Here is a 22,173-nt window from a genome sequence, read left to right on the forward strand (position 1 = left end):
CCACGGGCCGAGAGTTGCAAAATCTAGGCTTCTGAGCGCTCGCGGGGCGTGGGAACCTGGTCGTCTTCGTAGACGTTGAAGCGGTATCCGACGTTTCTCACGGTTCCGATCAGCTGCTCGAGATCGCCGAGCTTGGCGCGCAGTCGACGCACATGCACATCAACGGTTCGGGTACCGCCGAAATAGTCGTAGCCCCACACTTCGCTGAGCAGTTGTTCGCGAGTGAACACCCGCGACGGATGGGTGGCGAAGAAGTGAAGCAGCTGAAACTCCTTGTACGTGAGATCCAACGGCTTGCCGTGAACCTTCGCAGAGTACGAAGATTCGTCGATCGTGATTCCCGAGGTCTGAATGCGCGTCGAGACCTGTTCAGCCGACTGCCGACCGATGGCGAGGCGAATTCGCGCGTCGACTTCAGCCGGTCCGGCTGTGACGAGAATAACGTCATCCACGCCCCAGTCAGGGGAAACAGCGGTGAGCCCGCCCTCGGTGACAACCAGCAGAAGGGGAGCATCCAGGCCTGTGGTGTTCAAAATCTTGCACAGCGACTTTGCTCCGACGAGATCAACGCGGGCGTCAACGAAGATGATGTCTGAGCTCGGGGCGTTGACGAGCTGGGCTGGTTCAGCCGGGATTTGGCGCACACGATGGCTCAGCAACTCCAGCGACGGCAACACCGGACTGCCGCCGTGAGTAGAGCTCAAAACCAGGAGCTGTGCCAAAGGAATGCCTTTCCCGCGCGGTCTCGCGCCGTGCTCCAGTGTAGAGCGTGACGACGAGTGTTCGTGCGCAGCGCTACTCGGAGCGATTCGTGCACGCCCAGCGGTCGTGCGCCACAATAGAGATGTGTCCCAACCAGAACTCGCTCAGCGACAATCTCTCGGCTCCATCGCGGTCGTGTGGATCGCGGCAGCGATCGCGGGCGTTTTCATCGGCATCTTTGTAGGAGCGGATTGGCGTGCTGCGTGGCTCGCAGTGGCGCTCGGCGGGTGCCTGATGCTCTCGTTTGTCGTGCAGCTCATGATCGGCCGCGCTGACGGCTTCATTCTTCGAGTCGCAGCCAGCATGGTCGGATCGCTATTGGTTCTCGGAGTGATCAGCTTGGGATTCGCGCTCGCAGAAGTCGTTCCCAGATAGGGTGGTCACATGGATCTCGTTGCGCTCGAATTGTTCTTCGTCGGACTTCTCGGCCTCGCATCACTTGCGATCGCCTTCGTTTCGATCGTCGTGCTGAAGAACCTGTATCGCGGCCAGCGCTAGAGCGATGCTCGATCTTCCTACCGACCTTCCTGCCGAGCTGGCTCCGCTCTCGTGGCTGATCGGCGTCTGGGAAGGCACCGGTGTCATTGACTACGAGACTGAGACCCACCATTTCGCGGGCGAGTTCACTCACCGCGTGAGCTTCAGCCACGATGGCGGCGGTTTTCTGAACTACTCGGCGTCAGCCTGGCTGCACGGTGATGATGACGTGCGCACTTCGCTGGTCTCTGAAGTGGGTTATTGGCGCTTGGCGCTTGCTGCAGAAGTTTCTGACCCTGGTCCCGCGCTGCTGAGCCCGCAGGGGCCGCCGCTCGCGCGCACAGTCGACGATATCGAGAAGCTCCGCAACGAGGCGGGAGCGTTCGATATCGAAGTCTCGCTGGTGCATTCCAATGGCGTGAGCGAGTTGTATCTCGGCCAGATCGCAGGCCCGCGTGTCGACATCGCAACCGACGCGATCGTGCGCCCGGTTGGTGCGAAACCATATGGTGCGGCAACGCGGATGTATGGGCTCGTAGACGCTCACCTGCTGTGGGCCTGGGATATCGCCGCTCTTGGAAAAGAGCTCAGCTCCCATGCCTCCGCGCGGCTTGCGCGGCTTGAATGATGGATGCTGCATTCCGCACCCTCGACGGCGCGGTGACCGACGACCGCGGACTTGTTCATCTGGGCAATCCACTCAGCGAGCAACGCTCACTCGCTCGCGGCACCTCGATTGCACCCCTCGCCGATCGCAGTGTGCTGGCGGTAACGGGCGAAGACCGACTGTCGTGGCTCGATTCGCTCACCTCGCAAGCGCTGAATGCGCTCGCGCCCGGCGAGAGCACCGAACTGCTCGTTCTTGACCCACACGGTCACATTGAGCACGCAGCATCGGTAATCGACGACGGTGCCACAGCGTGGCTCATTGTGGAGAAAAACGGTGCGCAGGCGCTGGCAACCTGGCTCACCCGCATGCGGTTCCGGCTGCGGGTAGAGGTTCGCGACGCGAGCGAAGAGTACTCAGTCTTTGGCGCCTCACGGTCGGGAGCGAAACTCGTCACCGCTGCCGAGCCTGCTGGCGTGCCGCTGGTCTGGGTTGACCCCTGGCCTGCCGTCTCAGTGGGTGGTTGGGCCTACGCGGTCGCTGAGCCGCATCCTGGATCCGCCCGAGACTGGGTCGAAGTGATCGCAACCCACGGCGAAGCGAAGCGAGTCGCCGCTGCTGCTGCAGCAGGCGACATTGCGATCTCGGGTCTTGCGGCGGTAGATGCCCTTCGCGTGGCTGCCTGGCGGCCGCGCTGGTTGAGAGAAACCGACGAACGCACCCTTCCGCACGAAGTGGACTGGTTGCGCACCGCGGTGCACTTGAGCAAAGGATGCTACCGCGGGCAAGAGACTGTGGCGAAGGTTCACAACCTCGGCCACCCGCCACGTCGCCTCGTCGCTCTGCAACTCGATGGCAGCGACAGCACCTTGCCGGCCGTGGGCGCAGACGTGCTGAAGGGCGAAACCGTGGTGGGATCGATCACGTCGGTGGCGCTGCACTATGAAGACGGACCCATCGCTCTGGCCCTGGTCAAACGTACGACGCCGATCGAAGAAGTTCTTCTTGTGCAGACCGACGACGGTGTGATCACCGCCGCGCAAGAGATCATTGTGCCCCCCGAGGCGGGAGCTACGGCGGGTGTGCCGCGCATGCCGCGCCTCTCGCGGCGTACTCGCGCCACGTGATCGAGATGGCTGCTCCGTCGCCGTCAGGCAGCATAGATGGCTGATCCGCAGACGACGGCAATTCCCATCCGCTGGTATTCACGCTTCGACCCGCGGCCGGGGTTGCGGCGCGTACGTGACTCGGCCATCGCGATCGTCCAGATCGTCGTCGCAGCTTCTTTTGCCTACTGGTTTGCTGCCGACATCCTCGGGCATCCCACTCCGCTGTTGGCGGCCACGGTGACCGTGTCGAGCCTCGGTTTGGTGCGCGATGCACGCCCGATTCGGGTGGTTGAGACGATTGTGGGAATGCTGGTGGGCATTCTCGTCGCGGAGCTGCTGTTGATTCTTGCCGGATCCGGAATCTGGCAGCTTGCGCTCTCGGTAGGGGTGGCGCTCATCGTGGCGCGCTTCATCTCGTCGAAGGCCAGCTTCGCGATCGCGGCTGCCATTCAGGCGATTATCGTCATGGCGTTGCCCGTCGGCGTGCCTTTCGTGCGTCTGCTCGACGGTGTGATCGGCGGAATCGCCGCGATCGTCGTGACCTCGCTCATTCCACGCAATCCGTTGCGCGCGACACTGCGCGACGGTGCAGCGGCATTCGCGGCAGTTCAGGATGCTGCAGCTACCCTCAGCCAGGCACTGCGACGGGGCGACCGTATGCGGGCTGCCCGCGCTCTGGAGAAAGCTCGCGCGCTGCAGCCTGTGATGCAGAACTGGGGAGAGTCGCTCGAATCGGGTCTGGCGATCTCGCGGATCTCGCCGTTCACGCGGCGGCGCCGATTCGAACTTGAACGACAGGCTCGCATTCACACCTCGTTGGATCTCGTCGTGAGATCACTGCGGGTAGTGGCGCGCCGTGCGGTCTATCTGTCAGACGACGCTCTGGCTCGGCCGCTGGCCGCCGATCTGGTGAATGACATTTTTCGGGGCGCGGCTGTCGTCAGCGCTTCGCTGACCGATATCTCAGTTGAACCCACCGCACGCGCACAGCTGCTTGCCGTGGCTGCGCACCTTGACCCGCGCGAGCTCGCTCCCGACGCACCGCTGGGAGATCAGAACCTCATCGCGTCCCTTCGACCAATTGTGGTCGACCTGTTAGTCGCGGCCGGCGTAAGCCCGAGCGACGCGCGCGCGGCTGTGCCGCGGCTGTGACGCGATGTTTGTTCAGCGCAGATGCGGCTCGACGCTTCACAGAACTGCGGATGTAGCTCAAGCGCCGATATCATTGGGCGCATGACCGCCCCGCATACCCTGATCCTCCTCCGCCACGGCCAGAGCGAGTGGAACGAACTCAACCTCTTCACCGGTTGGGTCGACGTCCGTCTTACTGAGAAGGGCAAGGCTGAAGCCGCCCGAGGCGGCGAACTGCTTGCCGCAGCTGGAATTCTGCCTGACGTCCTGCACACCTCGCTGCTGAGTCGCGCGATTCAAACCGCCAACCTCGCACTCGATACCGCCGACCGACTGTGGATTCCAGTCAAGCGCTCCTGGCGTCTGAACGAGCGCCACTACGGTGCGCTCCAGGGCAAAGACAAAGCGCAAACACTTGAAGAGTTCGGCCAGGAGCAGTTCATGCTGTGGCGCCGCTCGTTTGACGTGCCACCGCCCGAGCTCGACGTCGAGTCAGAGTTCAGCCAGGTGAACGATCCTCGCTACACGGGTATCGACGGCGAGGTTCCGCACACAGAGTCGCTCAAGCTCGTGATTGACCGACTGCTGCCTTACTGGTCGAGCGACATCGTCCCCGATCTCAAAGCGGGAAAGACCGTGATGGTGACTGCCCACGGCAACTCGCTGCGTGGCTTGGTGAAGCACCTTGATGGCATCAGCGACGACGACATTGCAGAGCTGAACATCCCGACCGGAATTCCGCTCGTCTACCGACTAGACGAAGACCTCAATCCGCTGGGGCCGGGCGAGTACCTCGACCCCGAGGCCGCTGCCGCGGGCGCTGCAGCCGTGGCCAACCAGGGCAAATAGGCCCCGTCATATAAACGAAGAGAGCGGATGCCCCGGGGCATCCGCTCTCTTCGTTTATGTAGCTGCTAGCGCTGGGTAGTTGTGTCGATGTCGGTGACCTCGACGACGTCGCCCACTTCGAGAACATCGGCTGAGTCTGCATCGGTCTCGGGCGTGCTGGACGCAACGACGATGCCGATCGTGTCGGTCGTGACGACCCAATCTCCGGTGGCGAGGTAGGCGACCTTTTTGGCTACCGAGACCGCGTGATCGGCGAAACGCTCGTGGTAGCGGCTCGCCAAGGTTGCGTCGACGGTCGCGCCGGCTTCGCCTCGCCAGCTGTCGCTCAACACCTTCTCGAACACCGACGCGTGCAATTCATCCAGCTTGTCGTCTGCATCGCGCAGCTTCTCGACGAGAGTCAGGTCCTGTGTGCGCAAGAGTTCGGTGAGCGCCCGGGCGACCTCGACGTCATATTCGCCCATCTTGCGGAAGGTTCCCTTGAGGCCCCTCGGAATGGCGCGTTCGGGAAAGCGCATGCGTGTGAGCTGCGCGATGTGCTCGGCGATGTCACCCATACGCTCAAGCGATGCGCTTGTGCGCAACGCGCTCACCACGACGCGAAGGTCGCGTGCGACCGGCTGCTGACGCGCAAGAATCTCGATGGCGAGCTCGTCGAGCGCGATTGCCTTCTCGTCGATGATTGCGTCGGCTTCGATCACTTCTTCAGCGAGGGCGACGTCGCTGGTGCCGAAGGCCCGGGTCGCCTTGTCGATGGCAACCGTCACCATCTCTGAAATCTCGATGAGCCGGTCTTGGACGTCTTCGAGTGACTGATGGAATACTTCGCGCATCTGATGCACCTCTCATGATCTTTGGCAGGCATCCGCCCGCGCGACATTGGTGATTGTCGCGAGCGAAGGTTAACGAATGGTGCTACCGCGGTGAATACTAGCCCGGTCACTTCGGTCCCGGGGCGTTTGCGCGTGCAGGCACCTCTGGGCACCATACGCTGTGAGAATGAACGTAACGCAACTGGCGTTGGTCGCGCTTCTTGCGGGAATCTTCATCGGCGGATCTGTGGCAGCCGTCATTGTCGCATCACTCCGCGCCCGAGACCGAGCTCACGCCGCTGTTTCAGTGGACGTTCCCGAAGGCGTGTCTGCCGTCTTGCACGCCATGGACGACGCGGCAGTAGTCGTCGATTCTTCAATGCGAATCGTGGCGGCGTCTCGGCCGGCCCTGCCGTTTGGGCTCGAAGAAGATGAGACTCTCGCGAACGATCAGTTGCGGCAAGTGGTTCGTGAGGTTCGCACTGTCGACGCGGCCACGACCGAGACGTTGCGAATTCGCAAAGGGGCATTGCCCGCCGAGCCCCGACTCGTCGTCGTTCGCGCCACACGCATCTCGACCCGGCTGACGCTGCTGGTTATGCGAGACATCACTGAACACGAGCGCGTGGAGCAGATGCGGCGCGACTTCGTCGCAAACACCAGCCACGAGTTGAAAACCCCCGTTGGGGCGGTGAGCTTGCTCGCGGAAGCGATTGAGTCTGCTGCTGACGATCCGCCCCAGGTTCGAATCTTCGCTGAGCGACTGCTCGCCGAGGCCGGTCGGTTGTCAAACCTCACGGCGCGCATCATGAGTCTGTCTCGACTGCAATCGGGCGACGTCATCAACGCTCAGCGTGACGTCTCCATCGACGAGGTTGTCGCGGGCGCCATCGAGGCTCACGCACTGCAGGCCGACGCTGCCGACATCACAATCGCACGAGGCGGCGAGCGAGGGCTCTACGTGCGCGGCGACGCACAGATCCTCAGCGAGGCGGTCGGCAACCTGATTTCCAACGCGATCGTCTACTCAGCGCGCGACACCAACGTGGGTGTGGGCATTCGGGTGAACGAGAGCGTTGTCGAAATCGCAGTCACCGATCGTGGCATTGGTATCGCCGAGGGAGATCAAGCGCGGGTGTTCGAGCGCTTTTACCGCGCCGACCCTGCTCGCGCGCGACGTACGGGAGGCAGCGGTCTGGGCTTGGCGATTGTCAAGCACGCCATTCAGCTGCACGGCGGTGAGGTCACGCTTTGGTCTCGCCCAGGACGCGGCTCGACGTTCACGATTCGCCTGCCTCAGATCGCCGCGCCCGTTCACGAGGCTCCAGGCAAACAGCGTAAGAAAAAGAAGAAGCCAAAGAAACAAAAGCTTGGCGAGGCCACAGCTCGTTCCAAGGATGGAGACCCTAAATGACTCGCGTCTTAATCGTCGAGGACGAACCAGACCTCTCAGACCCGCTCGCCTACCTGCTGCGACGTGAGGGATATGAAGTCGAGATCGCGGAAGACGGGCCAGCGGCCCTGGCCGCGTACAGCGCAGACGGCGCAGACATCGTGCTGCTTGATCTCATGCTGCCCGGCATGCCCGGAACCGAGGTGTGCCGGCAGATCCGCACGACCTCGGCGGTGCCGATCATCATGCTTACCGCCAAAGACTCCGAGGTAGACATCGTGGTGGGTCTTGAGCTCGGTGCAGATGACTACATGACCAAGCCCTACTCGGCGCGCGAGCTGCTGGCGCGCATGCGCGCGGTTCTGCGTCGTCTTGCAGTGCCTGACTCCGACCTAGAAGACCGGGTGCTTGATGGCGGCCGTGTGGTGCTCGATATCGACCGGCACTCGGTGACGGTCGCGGGCGAAGAGATCAGCATGCCGCTGAAGGAATTCGAGCTCCTTGAGGTGCTGATGCGCAACTCGGGCCGTGTGCTCACGCGCGGTCAGCTGATTGACCGAGTGTGGGGCAGCGACTACTTCGGTGACACCAAGACGCTCGATGTGCACATCAAGCGCATTCGCTCACGAATTGAAGCAGACCCTGCGGTGCCGACCAAGCTCGTGACCGTTCGCGGTCTGGGCTACCGTTTCGAAGACTGAACGCAAAACGAATCGCGCCCCGTGATCATCACGGGGCGCGATTGTCGTTTGGGCTGTTCGCTACGGAACCAGAGGTGCGAGGTAGTCGAGCTCTCCGTCAAGAACGGGAATGTCGACGATTGGGCTTCCGGTGCCGTCTGATTCGAAGTACCCCAGAATGACGGTGCCAGGAACAGCGTCGAGATCGGTGAGCAGCAGCGGCTCCTCGTCGGCGCCGAGACTCAAGGTGGTGCGCGCCGGAACGCGCACGGTTTCGGTGATCTTCGATGAGCCTTCGCCCACCTGAATGCTCAGCGTGTGCGACAGATCGGTGTCGTTGATCAGCGCGGCGATGAAGTTTCCCTCAGAGCCGTCATCGGTCGCGACGATGAAGGCGTTTCGCACTTCGATCGGTCCTGAGTCCGGAACATTCACGCCCTCTGCGGCGGCGTATTGGATGGTGGTCGCCTGCGGAGCGATCATGCTGCAGCCCGTTGTGGTGACAACGAGGGCAGCGCCTAGGGCGAGCGACGCGATGAGGCGCGATTTCACGGATCCTCCAAGTGCGGGTGACAACGACTCTTGCATTCTATGGTCTCCGCGTATCGCCCGTGGTGTCGGCGCGGCATCTCGCGGCGCGCAACAGGGCGCCAGCGGATAGGCGGCGTACCTTAGCGTATGTTGCCTGTGTTATCCTGGAGGTTGCCGAAGGGACATAACTCCATGCTTTTTGAGGTTGGCGAGACGGTCGTTTACCCCCACCACGGTGCAGCAACGATCATCGAGGTCAAAGACCGGATCATCCGTGGTGAGACGAAGAAATATCTGAAGCTCAACGTCACCCAGGGTGACCTGATTATTGAAGTTCCTGCAGAGAATGTCGATTTGGTCGGCGTTCGCGATGTCATTGGCAAAGAAGGCCTCGACCAGGTTTTCGAAGTGCTGCGTGCGCCGTTCACTGAAGAACCGACCAACTGGTCGCGTCGGTACAAGGCGAACCTTGAAAAGCTCGCTTCGGGCGATGTCATCAAGGTCAGCGAGGTCGTACGCGACCTGTGGCGCCGCGATCAAGACCGCGGACTCTCCGCGGGTGAGAAGCGAATGCTCGCCAAGGCGAAGCAGATTCTCATCTCAGAGCTCGCTCTTGCAGAGAAGACTGACGAAGAAAAAGCCAGTGTTCTGCTCGACGAGGTTCTCGCAAGCTAGATTTCTCGGGTGAGCATTACACCCGTACCGCGCGTCGCTGTCATCGTGGTCGCTGCCGGTTCTGGCACGCGCTTGGGAGCTGGTGCTCCCAAAGCGTTTGTCGGCATCGACAGCCACAGTATTCTCTGGCACTCTCTTCATGGCGTCTTCGCCGTCCCAGATGCTCAGGTCGTGATTGTCGCGCCCGAATCGCGCTCTGGTGATGCTCTTACCGAAGCCTTGGCGGTTTCAGGCGACAAAGCCGACTTCGCATCCGTTGTGGTCGGCGGACCGACGAGACAGGCGTCTGTCGCGGCGGGCCTCGCGGCGCTGCGGGCTGATATCGAGATCGTGCTCGTGCACGATGCGGCCAGGGCGCTTACGCCCCCGGCTGTATTTGAACGTGTGATCGCCGAGATCGAGGCGGGAGCACCGGCAGCGATCCCGGTGTTGCCGGTCGTCGACACCATCAAGCGTGTCGACGGTTCCACGATCACCGCACACGTGGATCGTTCGCGATTGGCGGCCGCGCAGACACCGCAAGGGTTCCGCCGCGAGGTGCTTGATGCTGCCTACCGCTCGGCGACCGCCGAGTTCACCGATGACGCCGCACTCGTGGCCGAAGCTGGCCACCGCGTAGCCGTGGTCGACGGCGATGCACGCTCGTTCAAGATCACCACACGGGACGATCTGGAACGCGCTCAGAGCCTCGTCACGCCGTCGGTCACTGAACAATCCGATCCGGCCGCAAACAGGGCGGCCGCCATGCCGCGAGTTGGTGTGGGCACAGACGTGCACGCCTTCGGCGGCGACGGCGACCTCTGGCTTGCTGGCCTGGAGTGGCCCGGCGAGCGAGCGCTCTCTGGTCACTCCGACGGCGACGCCGTTGCGCACGCGATCGTCGATGCGCTTCTCGCCGCAGCGGCACTCGGCGACATCGGCACGCATTTCGGCACCGACTACCCCGAATATGCCGGCGCCCATGCTGAAGCGTTTCTGAGCCGCACCCGCGCGCTGCTCGCTGAAGCGGGCTGGCGGATCGGCAATGTCTCGGTGCAGGTGCAAGCGAATCGCCCGCGGTTTTCGTCACGCCGGCTGGAGGCGCAAGCGGTGCTGTCGGCTGCGCTCGGCGGCGCACCTGTGTCCGTCACCGCAACCACCACCGATGGTCTCGGTTTCACAGGCCAGGGCGAAGGTGTTTCAGCGTTTGCCGTCGCACTGATCGTTCCGGCGTAAACAGGCTTCGCACCATGAACGCGGAGTAGGGGTCCTCCAGTTTCAGTCCACCGACACCGCGAGGACGGACCAGAGCTCTGGTGTCGTCGGCGTCGAAGTCGGCGGGCGAATCTGGAGGTTCATCGACGCTTACCCCTCGACGGCGAATGGAACCGGGTCTCGCTGCTTGCGAGAACCCCACGCCAGCAGCGCCAAGCCGGCGGTGAGAATCACGAGGCCCATGATCGCGAGCGGCGACAGCTGCTCTCCCAGCACAGTGATGCCGAGAACCGTTGCGGTGAGGGGCTCACCGAGCGTCAGCGTCGCGGCCGTGGCAGCGGTCAAGCCGCTCAGCCCCCACGTGAAGAGCACATAGGCGACAGAGATCGCGGCCAGCCCCACCCAGAGCGCCATGAACAGGCCGCTCGGCGTGCCCAACCACTGCAGATCAACGAACGGCACACACAGCGCCGACAGCGCCGCGGAGCTTGCTCCCATCGCCCCGACGACCGTGAAAGGGTCCCATCCCGAGTCAAGCAGCGTGCGCTGTGAGTTCGCGATCACGGCGAAGCAGGCGCCCGCGCCCACCGAGCTGGCGAGACCGATCGGGTCGGTGCTGACGTTGCCCGATTCGCCCCCGACGCCGAGCATCACCACACCGACAGTCGCGAGCAGGGTGGCCGAGACCCACGTGAACGACGGCATGCGCCTGGTGAGCGCCCACTCGAGCAATCCGGCAAGAATCGGTGCCGAGCCCAACGCAATCACGGTGCCGATCGCGACGCCATTGCGTTCGGTGCCCAGAAAGAACAGTGGTTGGTACAGCGCAAGACACACACCGGTCAGCAGCATCAGTGAGAGCGGCCGAGCGCCAAGCCGCGGGCGCGGCGCAGCATCCATTCGTCTCTTCGACATTCGTGCTGCGAGAGTGAACGCGATCAGTGCAAGGCCGGTTCCGCCGAACACCATGCGCATGACGCCCAGCGCGAGGGGGGTGGCGCTGTCAGGCCCGAGCGCTTGCGCTGTGCCGGTGGTGCCGAACAGCAGAGCGGCGGCAAGAACGGCGAGAACGTAGGGCACCATACAGTTCTACCGGCTGGTCGCTCCGGGTGTTGACACAGGACCCGCGGGTAGGCTGGTGCGGTGACGGTACGGCTCTATGACACCAAGGCGCAGGCATTGCGCGATTTCGTACCCATCGACCCCGGAAACATCACGATCTATGTATGCGGGCCGACGGTGCAGTCGGGTCCCCACATCGGTCATCTGCGCGGCGCGCTGAGCTTCGACATCCTGCGTCGTTGGCTGGCCCATCGCTATGCGCGAGTAACGTTCGTGCGCAACGTAACCGACGTCGATGACAAGGTGTTGGCCAACGCGACCGACAGCGAGCCGTGGTGGGCGCTGGCCTACCGCATGGAACGTGAGTTCACTCGCGCCTACGAGACGATCGGCATTCAGGCGCCGACCTACGAGCCGCGAGCGACGGGATCGATCGCTCAGATGCACGAGCTCATTCAGCGACTGATCGACGCCGGGCACGCTTATGCGGTGGCGGGTGACGTGTATTTCGACGTGCGTTCGTGGCCCGCCTACGGCGAACTCACGCGACAATCGCTCGACGCGATGGAGACGGCGAGCGATGCCGATGCGCGAGGCAAACGCAATCCGCAGGACTTCGCGCTGTGGAAGAGCAGCAAGCCCGAAGAGCCTGCATCGGCGGTCTGGAGCTCGCCCTGGGGCAGCGGCCGGCCCGGCTGGCATATTGAGTGCTCGGCGATGGCGCGACGCTACCTCGGTGACGAGTTCGACATTCACGGCGGCGGTCTTGACTTGCGCTTTCCGCACCACGAGAACGAGCTGGCTCAATCCACGGCGGCCGGCGATGCGTTTGCTCGCTATTGGGTGCACAACGGTCTTGTCACCGTCGACGGGCAGAAGATGTCGAAGTCGCTGTTCAACTTCGTGCTTGCGGGCGATCTGCTCGCATCTCGCGATCCGCTCGTGGTGCGATACGCGCTTGCCGCTGCCCACTACCGTTCGAGCCTCGACATCTCAGACAAGACCTTTGAAGAAGCGGATGCTGCGCTCGAGCGACTGCGCACGTTCCTCGAACGTGCGAGTCGAGTCGCGTCGCTCGATGACCGCGCCGCGCCAGCGCTACCCGAAGCGTTCGCGGTGGCGATGGACGACGACCTGAGCGTGCCACAGGCGCTCGCCGTCGTGCATGAGACCGTGCGCGCCGGCAATTCGGCTTTCGATTCAGGCGACGCTGACGCCGCTCACGCTGCGGCTGTGCAGGTGCGCGAGATGCTGCAGATTCTCGGCCTCGACCCGTTGAGTGCTGAGTGGGCCACGACGAACGGCACAGCCGAGGCGACGGCGCTTGACACCCTCGTGCAGACGATGATCACGCAACGCGCACAAGCGCGAGCGAACAAAGACTGGGCTGGGGCTGATCGCATCCGCGATGCGATCGCCGCGGCAGGAATCTCGCTGGAAGACAGCGCAAACGGAACACATTGGAGTCTCGATGGCTAAGCAAGGACGCCCCGGCGCAAGCAAGGGCAGCAAGAAGGGCCCCACCAAGGGCACGGGCGGGAAGAACAAGCGTTCGCTCGAAGGTCGCGGGCCGACGCCCAAGGCAGAAGACCGGGCATGGCACCCCGCCGGCAAGCGCAAGGCTGCTGCTGATCGCTACGTGGCGGCTGGCGGCAAGCCAAAACCCTCCGGTCAGACGGGCTCGCGTCAGCGCTCGGCGAAGAAAGACGACGACACCGAAACGGTGACCGGTCGCAACTCAGTGCTCGAAGCTCTTCGCGCCAAGATTCCCGCGAGCGCGTTCTACATCGCGCAGCGCGTCGAGATGGATGACCGCGTCAAAGAGATGCTTTCGATTGCGACGAACCGCGGCATCCCGGTGCTCGAGGTGACCCGCCCCGAGCTCGACCGCATGGCCGGGTTCGACGGCGTACACCAGGGAGTCGCGCTCAAGGTGCCGCCCTACGAGTACGCGCATCCGCAAGATCTGCTCGAGCAGATCATCGATGAAGACCAGGTTCCCCTGCTCGTCGCTCTCGATGGCATCACAGACCCGCGAAACCTCGGTGCGATCATTCGCTCGACGGCTGCTTTCGGCGGGCACGGTGTGATTGTGCCGCAGCGCCGTTCGGCGAGCGTGAACTCTGCCGCATGGAAGACCAGTGCGGGTGCCGCCGCCCGCACGCCGGTCGCTCTCGCACCGAACCTGACGACGACGCTCAAAGAGTTCAAGAAGCAGGGGGTGTTCATTCTCGGCCTTGACGGCGGCGGCGATGTCTCGCTGCCCGTACTAGGGCTCGCCGATCGGCCCGTCGTGATCGTCGTTGGCTCGGAGGGCAAGGGTCTTTCGCGCCTGGTCACCGAAACCTGCGACCAGATCGTCTCGATTCCGATCTCGGGCGCCGAGTCGCTGAACGCCGGGATCGCCGCATCTGTTGCCCTGTACCAGGTGTCGACGATGCGTGCGGAGCTCGAGAAGTAGGGCACGGCATGGCACGTATCGCAGTTATCGGAGGAACCGGCTACGCGGGCAGTCACATTGTGGCCGAAGCGGTGAGCCGAGGTCACACCGCGGTGTCGGTGGCGCGTTCGCTGCCGTCTGAGCGCGTGGCCGGCGCTACGTACATCGAGGGCACGCTGCTCGATGTGCCGTGGCTTGTCAGCGAACTCGAAGGCGTCGACGTGGTCATCTCTGCCGTAGCAGCCCGCGGCGCCATGCTCGGGCGGCTGCGGGTGAACCTCGCCGAGTTGGCCGCTGAGCTGCCCAGCGAGGTTCGTCTCGGAGTGATCGGCGGAGCGGGCGGCAGCCTCATCGCCGCTGGCGGTGAGCGCCTGGTTGACCAAGAGTCATTCAGCGACGAGTACAAGCCCGAGGCCCTTGAAGCCATCGGCGTGCTCGACGACTTGCAGGCAGGCCCCGCCAGTCGCGATTGGTTCTACGTGCACCCCGCCGGGGGATTCGGCCCGTGGAATCCCGGAGAGCGCACGGGAAGCTACCGCGACGGTGGCGATGTGATCGTGACGGATGCTGCCGGTGAGTCGTTCATCTCGGGCGCCGACCTTGCCGTTGCTGTGATCGACGAGGTCGAGCAGCCGAAGCACTCACGCGAGCGCTTCTCTGTCGGATATTGAGACGCCTGGCGTAGTCAGCGGCGGCCGAGCTAGACCAGGTCGCGCCAGTCGACGCCATCGTCGTCTTCGTCGATGATGGCGTGCGTGTCGGTGATGATCGGCAGCGACACTGTCTCGGTCAATGGCGACATCAGCGTGGCTTCGTCGCGGCGGTGACGCAGCACGTCGTCGATATAGCTCGAGAGCACTTCGGCGAGCGGCACCGATCGCCCGCTGCGCTGTGACACGTACCAGCGGTGTTCGAGCACCTGGTGGAACACCTCAGCGGGTTCGAGTTTGGAGCGCAGATCCCATGGGATCGACTTCACCACCGGCTCGAACACCCGAGTGATCCACTCGTGTGCGGCCATCTCTTCGTCTTCAGAGAAGCGCGAGCTGCGCGCGCGAAACTCGTCGAGGTCGTTCAGCAGTCTGCGTGCCTGGTTCTCTTCGACGTCGAGACCGGTGAGCCGGATGAGGCGACGCTGATGGTGCCCGGCATCGACCACCTTCGGCTGGATCGACACCTTCGTGCCGTCGGACTTGGTTTCGATCGACATCTCGCCGATGTCGAAGCCCAGATCGTTGAGACGGCGTACCCGCTCGGTGAGTCGCCATGACTCGTCGGCACGGAACGTCTCTTTGTCGGTGAGCGCCGCCCAGAGCGCGTGATACGACGACATGATGCCGTCGGCGATCGAGATCGCGTCGACGCCTCCTTCGAGTCGTCCACCGGCTTCGAGGTCCATGATCTCGCCGGCGATGTTCGTGCGCGCCACGTCGAGGTCATGGGCTCGCTGCCCACGCGTCAAACCGCTCTCATGAAGTTCGCCAGTCTCAGCATCCACCAGATAGGCCGCGAACGCACCCGCGTCGCGGCGAAACAGGGTGTTCGACAGCGAGACATCGCCCCAGAAGAATCCGATGTTGTGCAGATGCACGAGCAGCGCTGCCAGGGCGTCGACGAGACGTGTCGCAGTGTCGGGACGCAAGATCTGCGTGAACAGGGCGCGGTAGGGGAGTGAGAACTTGAGGTGCTCGGTGACCAGCGCCGCAGGCAGCGGCTGTCCTGAGGCGTCGGTGCGTCCAGCGATCACGGCAATGCGGTTCACGCAGGGAACGTCGAGGCGATCGAGGTTGCCGAGCATGTCGTACTCGCGGCGTGCCATCGCTTCGGTGGTCTCTTTGATCGCAACTACACGCCCCGACAGGTTTGCGAACCTCACCAGGTGTCGTGAAATGCCCTTGGGGAGAAAGACGATATGGCTGGATGGCCAGTCGGCCAGTGGGGTCGACCAGGGCAACTCCAGCAGCGCAGGATCAACTCTGCTTGCCGTAATGCTCAATGCCTCAGACATTCACTCTCCCTGAAATGAGCAACGGCGCGGTGGGAGTGATCCCGCCGCGCCGTTGCTGATGGCGATACTTACGCCGAAGCGATTGCCTTGTCGTTGAGGCGCTCGCCGGTCTCAGCGTCGAACGCGTGAACGTGACCTGCAGTCGCCGCGAGGGTGACCGTCTCGCCCGCGTTGGGGTGGTTGCGGCCGTCGACACGAGCGACGAGGTCGGTGCGTGTGCCACCGATATCAGCGTGACCGTAGAGGTAGCCGTCGGCACCAAGTTCTTCAACGAGGTCGACGGTCACCGAGAGACCCTTGCCGTCGGCGGGGCCGACGACGATGTCTTCGGGGCGAACACCGATGGTGACCTGGCTGCCGTGTGCGCGGCCGACAGTGTCGCGGTCGAGCGGAACGACCTCGGTGCCGAATTCAACGCCACCCTCAGCGAGGTTCGAGGTGAACAGGTTCATTGCGGGCGAGCCGATGAAGCCAGCGACGAACACGTTGTTGGGCTTCTCGTAGAGGTCGCGCGGCGATCCAACCTGCTGCAGCAGACCGTCCTTGAGCACCGCGATGCGGTCACCCATGGTCAGTGCCTCGGTCTGGTCGTGCGTGACGTAGACCGTGGTGACCCCGAGGCGACGCTGAAGCGAGGCGATCTGGGTACGGGTCTGCACACGGAGCTTGGCGTCAAGGTTCGACAGCGGCTCGTCCATGAGGAACACCTGCGGCTGGCGAACGATTGCGCGACCCATGGCGACACGCTGGCGCTGACCACCCGAGAGTGCCTTCGGCTTGCGAGTGAGGTAGTCCTCAAGGTCGAGCAGCTTCGCGGCTTCGAGCACGCGAGCGGCACGCTCGTCTTTGTTCACGCCTGCGATCTTGAGCGCGAAGCCCATGTTCTCGGCAACCGTCATGTGGGGGTAGAGCGCGTAGTTCTGGAAGACCATGGCGATGTCGCGGTCTTTCGGGGGAACGTCGGTCACGTCGCGATCGCCGATCATGATGCGGCCCGAGTTGACCTCTTCGAGGCCAGCGAGCATGCGCAAGGACGTGGACTTACCGCAACCCGAGGGGCCAACGAGCACGAGGAACTCGCCGTCTGCAACCTCAAGGTTCAGCTTGTCGACAGCGGCGCGGGTGCCGCCGGGGTAGACGCGCGAGGCGTTATCGAACGTGACTGTCGCCATGTTTTCTTCTCCTTCACCGGCAGGTACGTGCCGGACGATCCGTAGTGATGGATGTGGGAACTCCCACACGCCCGTCATTGGGCGCTCACCTAGTATGCCATGGTGTTCGCAAAGCTCCCTGTGGCACGGCATAAGTGGAGCCTCTGTCTGGTCATTTCCCAGACTGCCTGGATAGCATCGTCAACGGTCTTCCCCCGGAGTCCACGCCATTTTCTGCCACGTCAGCACCGAGAGGTTCCATGTCGAGCGACGAGACACCGAACGCTTCCGCACCGAGCGAACGCCGCGACGCGGTGCGCGAAAAGGCGCAGCAGGTTCGTGCGCGCCAGTCCCGCTCGCGCTTGATTCGCGCGTCGTCGATTGCGGTCGCCGCGATCGCTGTCGTGGTGGCGGGTGCGATGGCGATCACGATGACGGTGTCTTCTGAAGCATCCAAGCCGACGCTCAAGCCCGCCAACGCGACGAACGACGGCTTTGCCGTTACCGGCGTGCAAGGCATTGGCCTCGCCTCTGCCGACGACGGTGTGGCTGACGACGCTGAGCCCGACGACGCTGAAACCGACGATGCTGAAGCGACGGCTACGCCAGAGGCATCCGAAACCGCCGTGGATCTGCCGGCGATCGAGGTGCGGGTGTACGTCGACTACCTCGCATCGGGGGCTCGCGACTTTCAGCTTGCGAACGTTCAGCAACTCTCGAACTGGGTGACTGAAGAAGCCGCGACCGTGACGTACTACCCGGTCGCCATGCTGACGTCGAAGTCGAACGGCACCAAGTACTCTCAGCGTGCGGCTGGCGCAGCCGCGTGCGTGGGCACCTATGCTCCCGATTCGTTCTTTGCGTTTACGAACGCCCTGCTCGCCCAGCAGCCTGAGATGGATTCCGACGGAATGGTCGACGGCGACCTTGCAGCGCTCGCGATCGCAACCGGCGCAGAGAACCCCAAAGTTGTGCGCGCCTGCATCGAAGACCAGGACTATTCCGCCTGGGCGAAGGACGCCACCGAGCGTGCCCTTCAAGAGATTCCCGATACTGACGGTCTCGCGCTCACCGGAACGCCCATGGTGCTTGTCAACGGCGAGCCTTACATGGGAGAGCTCACCGACCCTAAAGAGTTCGCGCAATTCGTGCTGACGATCGCGAGTGACACCTACTACGAAGAGGCGCCGACTCCGACTCCAACGCCGACACCGAGCTCGTAATGCGCAGGACCATCCCCGCGAATCGGTAAGATGGTCTTTCTGCCGACTTGGCGCAATTGGTAGCGCACCATACTTGTAATATGGGGGTTACGGGTTCAAGTCCCGTAGTCGGCTCAATGAGGAAGAATCCGCGGATCTTGCCCACTTGGGTGGCGATTTGCGGTGCAATCAGTGTGGGTGCTCTCACCGCGATGCAAGCGCGAGTGAACGGGCAACTCGGTGTCGCCTTAGACGACGGCTTTGTCGCCGCGTTCATTTCCTTCGGCTCGGGGTTTGTCATTCTGATCGTGCTGAGCGCACTGTTCCCCGCCGGGCGCGGGGGAGTGCGCCATCTGGTTGACGGAGTGCGCGCAGCGACGATCCCCTGGTGGATGCTGCTGGGCGGCGCCGCGGGAGCATTCGCCGTGGCCACCCAGGGCCTGTCGGTGGGCATCATCGGGGTAGGCCTGTTCACCGTGGGAATGGTGGCCGGTCAAACCGTGAACGGTCTCGTCTTGGACCGCACCGGCTACGGACCTGGCGGGGTTGTCGCGGTGACAATGCCGCGCGTGATCGGAGCGGCAATCGCTCTGGTCGCCGTCGGGTCGGTGTTCGTCGGCGACACCGTGCAGGGCATTCCAGTGTGGATGCTGATTCTGCCGTTCTTTGCCGGTGCGGGCATTGCATGGCAGCAAGCCACCAACGGCCGCCTGCGTCAGCAGGTGGGCACCCCGCTGACGGCGACACTGGTCAACTTTGCCGGCGGCACAACGTTTCTTGCCGTCGCGGCAGTGATCGACGTCGCGATCGTCGGCATGCCCGAGGCGCTTCCTGCTGAAGCATGGATCTACGCCGGGGGCGCCCTCGGCGTCGTCTACATCTTCTTGTCTGCGGCGCTGGTGCAGCACACGGGTGTGCTGCTGCTCGGGCTCGGCTCGGTGGTCGGGCTGCTTGTCACCGCGGTCATCCTCGACGCCATCTGGCCGACAGCGTCCAGCCCGCCATTGCTCACTCAGATAGTGATCGTCGCGATAGCGCTGCTGTCGGTAGTCGTCGCAGCTGCGCCGTGGCGGCTGCGACGACCCTGAAGCCTCACGACTTCTTGGGCTTGGGCTTCGTCTTCGACTTCGGTTTCGGCAGACGCGAGAGATGCTTGCGGGCTTCAATCGGCTTGCGACGTCCGATGCGAGCGCGCGGTGGCTTGCCGCCGACGTATAGCCAGCCGAGAAGTTCTTCGTTCGCCTCGAGCCCGTGCAACTTGGCAACGGCCTTCGAGCGGGTGTAATGACCGGTGCGCCACAGTACGCCCCAGCCAGCTTCGTCGAGCAACAGGCTCAGCATGTGGGCGACGCCCGACGCCACGGCCTCTTGCTCCCACCGCGGAACCTTGTCGCTTTTGCGGTAGGTGGCCACGACAGCGATCAGCAGAGGCGCTCGCAACGGCTTGGTTGAGGCCCCTTTGCGTCCCTCGGCTTTGTTGATGGCTTTGCCGAGCCGATCGCGGTCGGCGCCGCGCAGCTCGATCAGTCGCCACGGTCGCATCGAGGAGTGGTCCGCGACGCGGCCCGCTGCGCTCACCAGGATCTCGAGCTCGGCGCGGGCGGGCGCTTGTTCGGTGACTTTCGACCACGAGCGACGAGCGCGAACCGCTTCGAGCGCCGGGGCCACCCGCTCGGGCTCGCTCACTAAGAGGCTTCCGGGGTGAAGTTTAGCGACAGCGAGTTCATGCAATAGCGGTCACCCGTCGGGGTGCCGAATCCGTCGGGAAACACGTGCCCGAGGTGTGAGCCGCAGTTCGCGCAACGCACTTCGGTGCGCTGCATGCCGTGGGCGTTGTCTTCGAGCAGTTCGACGGCCTCGGGGCGCACAGATTCGTAGAAGCTCGGCCACCCGCAGTGGGAGTCGAACTTGGTGCCACTCTTGAACAGCTCAGCATCGCATGCGGCGCAAGTGTAGAAACCAGAGCGGCTTTCGTCGAGAAGCTCGCCCGTCCACGCGCGCTCTGTCCCCGCTTTGCGCAGCACCGCGTACTGCTCGTCGGTGAGTTCGGCGCGCCACTCGGCGTCGGTCTTGTTGACGGCGTAGTTCATGAGTCCTCCTTGGGTCTTCGTCCATTCAACCGCACGGTGTGCGCGTATGTTCCGTGAGTGCTGTGCATTCGCCACGAGAATGGGGGAGTGCATGAGTCTGCGGAACAAGTCGTCATGGCGCGGTACGGCCGCTTCGCCCGCGATGAGGCCCCCGGCCGCTCGGCGCTGTATGAAGAGTGGGCGATGGGGGTCGCGGCAGGTGGTGCGGCTGCTCGCACCATTGCACGCCTGCCGCCCACACGCCGTCAGCCACCGTTGGTATTCGCCGTTTGCCGCATGCTCGGTGCACCAGAGACAACCTTCACCGAGTGGTCACGGTGGTTGCGAGAGCACGCCGAAGCGGTTGTCGCCGAGGCCTCTCAGCGCAGTCTGCAGACCAATGAGCCGTTGCGCTGTGCGGCGTTGATGCCCGCGCTGAGCCTTATTGCCGGGCCCATCGCGCTGCTTGAGATCGGTGCGAGCGCCGGGCTGTGTCTAGTGCCTGACCGCTATTCCTATCGCTACGGCGACGGCACACAGCTTGATCCTCGCGCGGCCGCTTCAACGGTGTTGCTCGACTGCGAGCTGGTTGGCCGGCCCGCGCTGCGAATGCCAGAGATCGTCTGGCGCCGCGGCATCGATCTGCAGCCGCTCGACGCCTCGTGCGCCGATGACCGCCGCTTTCTCTCAGCGCTCGTCTGGCCGGGAGAGATCGGTCGATCCGAGAGGATTTCAGGCGCGCTCGATATCGCAGCACGAGAGGCACTCGTAATCGACGCGGGCGATGCGACAGACGCTGCCGTGCTGCGGGCGGCCGCAGCCTCGGCGCCGCGAGATGCCACGCTCGTGGTGACGACGCCCGGAGTGCTGCCGCATATTGCCCACGCAGACCGCGAGCGGCTTGTCGAGACGATTCGTTCGATGGATGCTGAATGGATCAGCATCGACCCGCCCCGACTTCTCGCGCAGCTCGCCGGTGCCACCTTGGACGAGTCTTGGGACCGGTTCGTTCTCTCGCTCAATGGCGAAGCGATGGCAAATGTTGATCCCCTTGGCGGCTACGTGGAGTGGCGGGCAGTCGAGGTGGATGCTGCGCGTTAGCGTTATCGGGTGCCCCTGACCGACCGTGAACGCGCCATTCTCGAATTCGAGCGAGAGTGGCGTCGCCATGTCGGAGCGAAAGAAGAGGCGATTCGAGCGGAGCTTGCCCTCTCGCCCGCTCGCTACTATCAGTTGCTCGGACGACTCATCGATACGGTGCCCGCGCAGGAATTCGACCCGATGCTGGTGAAGCGACTGCGCAGACAGCGCGATACTCGGCTTCATAACGTGGGCAGGTAACATTCTCTGGTGCCGAAAACGTCTGTGCCGAAGGATCGCTTCGACGACCTCCCTGAGTCAGGGCGTATTGGTGCGCACCGCGCCGAGAACCCGCATATGCGCGGGTGGGTCGTTCTGCTGTGGGCGGCGCTTGCCACCATCGTGCTGATCACCGTCGGCATCTTCGCCACACTGATTGCCTCCGGCCGGATCGAGCTGGGCGCCCCCGAGCCGGCAGCGACCGTTGAACCCACACCCGATGTGGAAGCGGTCGTCGATACGTCATTCGATGTGGTGATCTTGAACGCCACGCCCGAGAGCGGGCTTGCGACCCAGTTGAAAGATGTCGTCGTTGCCGCGGGTTGGGCCGATGAGATGGTCACCGCGAGTGAAGCAGGTTCAGAAGACTTCGCTGAGACGACGGTCTACTACCTGAACGACGAAGACGAAGCGGCGGCTTTGGGTCTGGCGAATGTCATCGGTGGTGCCGAGGTCGCGCAGACCGACGTATATCAACCCGCGACAGCAGACGAGCAGCAACTCACGATCGTGATCGGTGTGGACCGCGCCTCAGCCGGTACCGCAACGCCCACGCCCTAGTCGGCGCACTCGAAGGGTGGCGACGCGTTTCGCCAGCAAATGCTGATGTGTTTCGCCCGCGTAAATACTTTGGTGCGCGCGTGTCAACAGATGCCGATCTG

The 22,173-nt window shown here is 63.5% G+C and carries 25 protein-coding genes and 1 tRNA gene; 18 read left to right on the forward strand and 8 right to left on the reverse strand.

Going from position 1 to position 22,173, the window contains the following annotated elements; translation table 11 throughout:
• Positions 1–23: 23 nt before the first annotated feature.
• Positions 24–722 carry a response regulator transcription factor gene (locus SJY18_RS13210; RefSeq protein WP_337337502.1) on the reverse strand — a complete coding sequence of 233 codons (699 nt, stop codon included), beginning with the start codon at positions 720–722 and terminating at the stop codon, positions 24–26.
• 124 nt (positions 723–846) lie between these two features.
• On the opposite strand from SJY18_RS13210, the gene SJY18_RS13215 reads away from it, so the two are divergent.
• The 5 genes from SJY18_RS13215 (at position 847) to SJY18_RS13235 (ending at position 4,935) form a co-directional block, all read left to right on the forward strand.
• Entirely contained in the window at positions 847–1,137 is a 291-nt protein-coding gene (locus SJY18_RS13215; protein WP_337337503.1) for a hypothetical protein, read from the forward strand.
• A 127-nt stretch (positions 1,138–1,264) separates the two neighbouring features.
• Positions 1,265–1,867 (forward strand): FABP family protein, encoded by a 603-nt coding sequence (locus tag SJY18_RS13220; RefSeq protein ID WP_396667897.1) that lies wholly within the window; start codon positions 1,265–1,267, stop codon positions 1,865–1,867.
• Positions 1,867–2,973 (forward strand): YgfZ/GcvT domain-containing protein, encoded by a 1,107-nt coding sequence (locus SJY18_RS13225; protein ID WP_396667898.1) that lies wholly within the window; start codon positions 1,867–1,869, stop codon positions 2,971–2,973. The genes SJY18_RS13220 and SJY18_RS13225 overlap by 1 nt, the downstream gene beginning before the upstream one ends.
• Positions 2,974–3,009: 36 nt before the next feature.
• On the forward strand, positions 3,010–4,107 hold the full coding sequence (locus SJY18_RS13230) for an FUSC family protein (RefSeq protein ID WP_337337506.1): 1,098 nt from the start codon (positions 3,010–3,012) through the stop codon (positions 4,105–4,107).
• An 81-nt stretch (positions 4,108–4,188) separates the two neighbouring features.
• Positions 4,189–4,935 (forward strand): phosphoglyceromutase, encoded by a 747-nt coding sequence (locus SJY18_RS13235; protein WP_337337507.1) that lies wholly within the window; start codon positions 4,189–4,191, stop codon positions 4,933–4,935.
• A 65-nt stretch (positions 4,936–5,000) separates the two neighbouring features.
• On the opposite strand, the gene phoU is transcribed toward SJY18_RS13235, so the two are convergent.
• Positions 5,001–5,768 carry a phosphate signaling complex protein PhoU gene (gene phoU / locus SJY18_RS13240; protein WP_396667899.1) on the reverse strand — a complete coding sequence of 256 codons (768 nt, stop codon included), beginning with the start codon at positions 5,766–5,768 and terminating at the stop codon, positions 5,001–5,003.
• A gap of 166 nt (positions 5,769–5,934) precedes the next feature.
• Between phoU and SJY18_RS13245 the strand changes: the two genes are divergently transcribed.
• Together SJY18_RS13245 and SJY18_RS13250 are read left to right on the forward strand one after the other, a co-directional pair.
• Entirely contained in the window at positions 5,935–7,161 is a 1,227-nt protein-coding gene (locus tag SJY18_RS13245) for a sensor histidine kinase (protein WP_396667900.1), read from the forward strand.
• Positions 7,158–7,841, forward strand: coding sequence for a response regulator transcription factor (locus SJY18_RS13250; RefSeq protein WP_337337510.1), 684 nt, complete (start codon positions 7,158–7,160; stop codon positions 7,839–7,841). The genes SJY18_RS13245 and SJY18_RS13250 overlap by 4 nt, the downstream gene beginning before the upstream one ends.
• A 60-nt stretch (positions 7,842–7,901) precedes the next feature.
• On the opposite strand, the gene SJY18_RS13255 is transcribed toward SJY18_RS13250, so the two are convergent.
• Complete coding sequence (locus SJY18_RS13255; RefSeq protein WP_337337511.1) at positions 7,902–8,372, reverse strand: DNA modification methylase; 471 nt, start codon at positions 8,370–8,372, stop codon at positions 7,902–7,904.
• A gap of 171 nt (positions 8,373–8,543) precedes the next feature.
• Between SJY18_RS13255 and SJY18_RS13260 the strand changes: the two genes are divergently transcribed.
• Entirely contained in the window at positions 8,544–9,026 is a 483-nt protein-coding gene (locus tag SJY18_RS13260) for a CarD family transcriptional regulator (protein WP_337337512.1), read from the forward strand.
• Positions 9,027–9,035: 9 nt separating this feature from the next.
• Positions 9,036–10,241: a 2-C-methyl-D-erythritol 4-phosphate cytidylyltransferase gene (gene ispD / locus SJY18_RS13265; RefSeq protein WP_396667901.1), complete on the forward strand. Its 1,206-nt coding sequence runs from the start codon at positions 9,036–9,038 to the stop codon at positions 10,239–10,241.
• A 129-nt stretch (positions 10,242–10,370) separates the two neighbouring features.
• Here ispD and SJY18_RS13270 read toward each other — a convergent pair whose 3' ends face one another.
• Positions 10,371–11,300 carry a DMT family transporter gene (locus SJY18_RS13270; protein WP_396667902.1) on the reverse strand — a complete coding sequence of 310 codons (930 nt, stop codon included), beginning with the start codon at positions 11,298–11,300 and terminating at the stop codon, positions 10,371–10,373.
• A 63-nt stretch (positions 11,301–11,363) separates the two neighbouring features.
• Between SJY18_RS13270 and cysS the strand changes: the two genes are divergently transcribed.
• The 3 genes from cysS to SJY18_RS13285 are packed head-to-tail and all read left to right on the forward strand — an operon-like array spanning position 11,364 to position 14,393.
• Complete coding sequence (gene cysS / locus SJY18_RS13275) at positions 11,364–12,761, forward strand: cysteine--tRNA ligase (RefSeq protein WP_396667903.1); 1,398 nt, start codon at positions 11,364–11,366, stop codon at positions 12,759–12,761.
• On the forward strand, positions 12,754–13,743 hold the full coding sequence (rlmB, locus tag SJY18_RS13280) for a 23S rRNA (guanosine(2251)-2'-O)-methyltransferase RlmB (RefSeq protein ID WP_337337516.1): 990 nt from the start codon (positions 12,754–12,756) through the stop codon (positions 13,741–13,743). The genes cysS and rlmB overlap by 8 nt, the downstream gene beginning before the upstream one ends.
• Positions 13,744–13,751: 8 nt before the next feature.
• A complete protein-coding gene (locus SJY18_RS13285) occupies positions 13,752–14,393 on the forward strand; it encodes an NAD(P)-dependent oxidoreductase (RefSeq protein WP_396667904.1) in 642 nt (213 codons plus the stop codon).
• Positions 14,394–14,422: 29 nt separating this feature from the next.
• Here the strand turns inward: SJY18_RS13285 and SJY18_RS13290 are convergent, their stop codons facing one another.
• Both SJY18_RS13290 and SJY18_RS13295 read right to left on the reverse strand, forming a co-directional pair.
• Positions 14,423–15,730: a DUF4032 domain-containing protein gene (locus tag SJY18_RS13290; RefSeq protein WP_396667905.1), complete on the reverse strand. Its 1,308-nt coding sequence runs from the start codon at positions 15,728–15,730 to the stop codon at positions 14,423–14,425.
• Between the two features lie 68 nt (positions 15,731–15,798).
• Positions 15,799–16,902: a sn-glycerol-3-phosphate ABC transporter ATP-binding protein UgpC gene (locus SJY18_RS13295; protein WP_337337519.1), complete on the reverse strand. Its 1,104-nt coding sequence runs from the start codon at positions 16,900–16,902 to the stop codon at positions 15,799–15,801.
• 239 nt (positions 16,903–17,141) lie between these two features.
• Here SJY18_RS13295 and SJY18_RS13300 point away from each other — a divergent pair, with 239 nt between their 5' ends.
• The 3 genes from SJY18_RS13300 to SJY18_RS13310 all read left to right on the forward strand — a co-directional run bounded on the left by SJY18_RS13300 (position 17,142) and on the right by SJY18_RS13310 (position 19,171).
• Positions 17,142–18,104: a DsbA family protein gene (locus tag SJY18_RS13300; RefSeq protein ID WP_396667906.1), complete on the forward strand. Its 963-nt coding sequence runs from the start codon at positions 17,142–17,144 to the stop codon at positions 18,102–18,104.
• A 41-nt stretch (positions 18,105–18,145) separates the two neighbouring features.
• Positions 18,146–18,218: transfer RNA gene (locus SJY18_RS13305), tRNA-Thr, on the forward strand.
• Positions 18,219–18,220: 2 nt separating this feature from the next.
• Positions 18,221–19,171 (forward strand): DMT family transporter, encoded by a 951-nt coding sequence (locus SJY18_RS13310; RefSeq protein ID WP_396667907.1) that lies wholly within the window; start codon positions 18,221–18,223, stop codon positions 19,169–19,171.
• 4 nt (positions 19,172–19,175) lie between these two features.
• On the opposite strand, the gene SJY18_RS13315 is transcribed toward SJY18_RS13310, so the two are convergent.
• Both SJY18_RS13315 and msrB read right to left on the reverse strand, forming a co-directional pair.
• Entirely contained in the window at positions 19,176–19,769 is a 594-nt protein-coding gene (locus SJY18_RS13315) for a nitroreductase family protein (RefSeq protein ID WP_396667908.1), read from the reverse strand.
• Positions 19,769–20,173 carry a peptide-methionine (R)-S-oxide reductase MsrB gene (msrB, locus tag SJY18_RS13320; RefSeq protein WP_337337523.1) on the reverse strand — a complete coding sequence of 135 codons (405 nt, stop codon included), beginning with the start codon at positions 20,171–20,173 and terminating at the stop codon, positions 19,769–19,771. The genes SJY18_RS13315 and msrB overlap by 1 nt, the downstream gene beginning before the upstream one ends.
• Before the next feature lie 87 nt (positions 20,174–20,260).
• On the opposite strand from msrB, the gene SJY18_RS13325 reads away from it, so the two are divergent.
• The 3 genes from SJY18_RS13325 to SJY18_RS13335 are packed head-to-tail and all read left to right on the forward strand — an operon-like array spanning position 20,261 to position 22,072.
• On the forward strand, positions 20,261–21,253 hold the full coding sequence (locus SJY18_RS13325) for a DUF2332 family protein (RefSeq protein ID WP_396667909.1): 993 nt from the start codon (positions 20,261–20,263) through the stop codon (positions 21,251–21,253).
• A gap of 9 nt (positions 21,254–21,262) precedes the next feature.
• On the forward strand, positions 21,263–21,493 hold the full coding sequence (locus tag SJY18_RS13330; protein WP_396667910.1) for a DUF3263 domain-containing protein: 231 nt from the start codon (positions 21,263–21,265) through the stop codon (positions 21,491–21,493).
• Positions 21,494–21,502: 9 nt separating this feature from the next.
• A complete protein-coding gene (locus tag SJY18_RS13335; RefSeq protein ID WP_396667911.1) occupies positions 21,503–22,072 on the forward strand; it encodes a LytR C-terminal domain-containing protein in 570 nt (189 codons plus the stop codon).
• The last annotated feature ends 101 nt before the right edge of the window (positions 22,073–22,173 follow it).

The organism is Microbacterium sp. R86528, from assembly GCF_044596335.1.
Classification (GTDB): domain Bacteria; phylum Actinomycetota; class Actinomycetes; order Actinomycetales; family Microbacteriaceae; genus Microbacterium; species Microbacterium marmarense.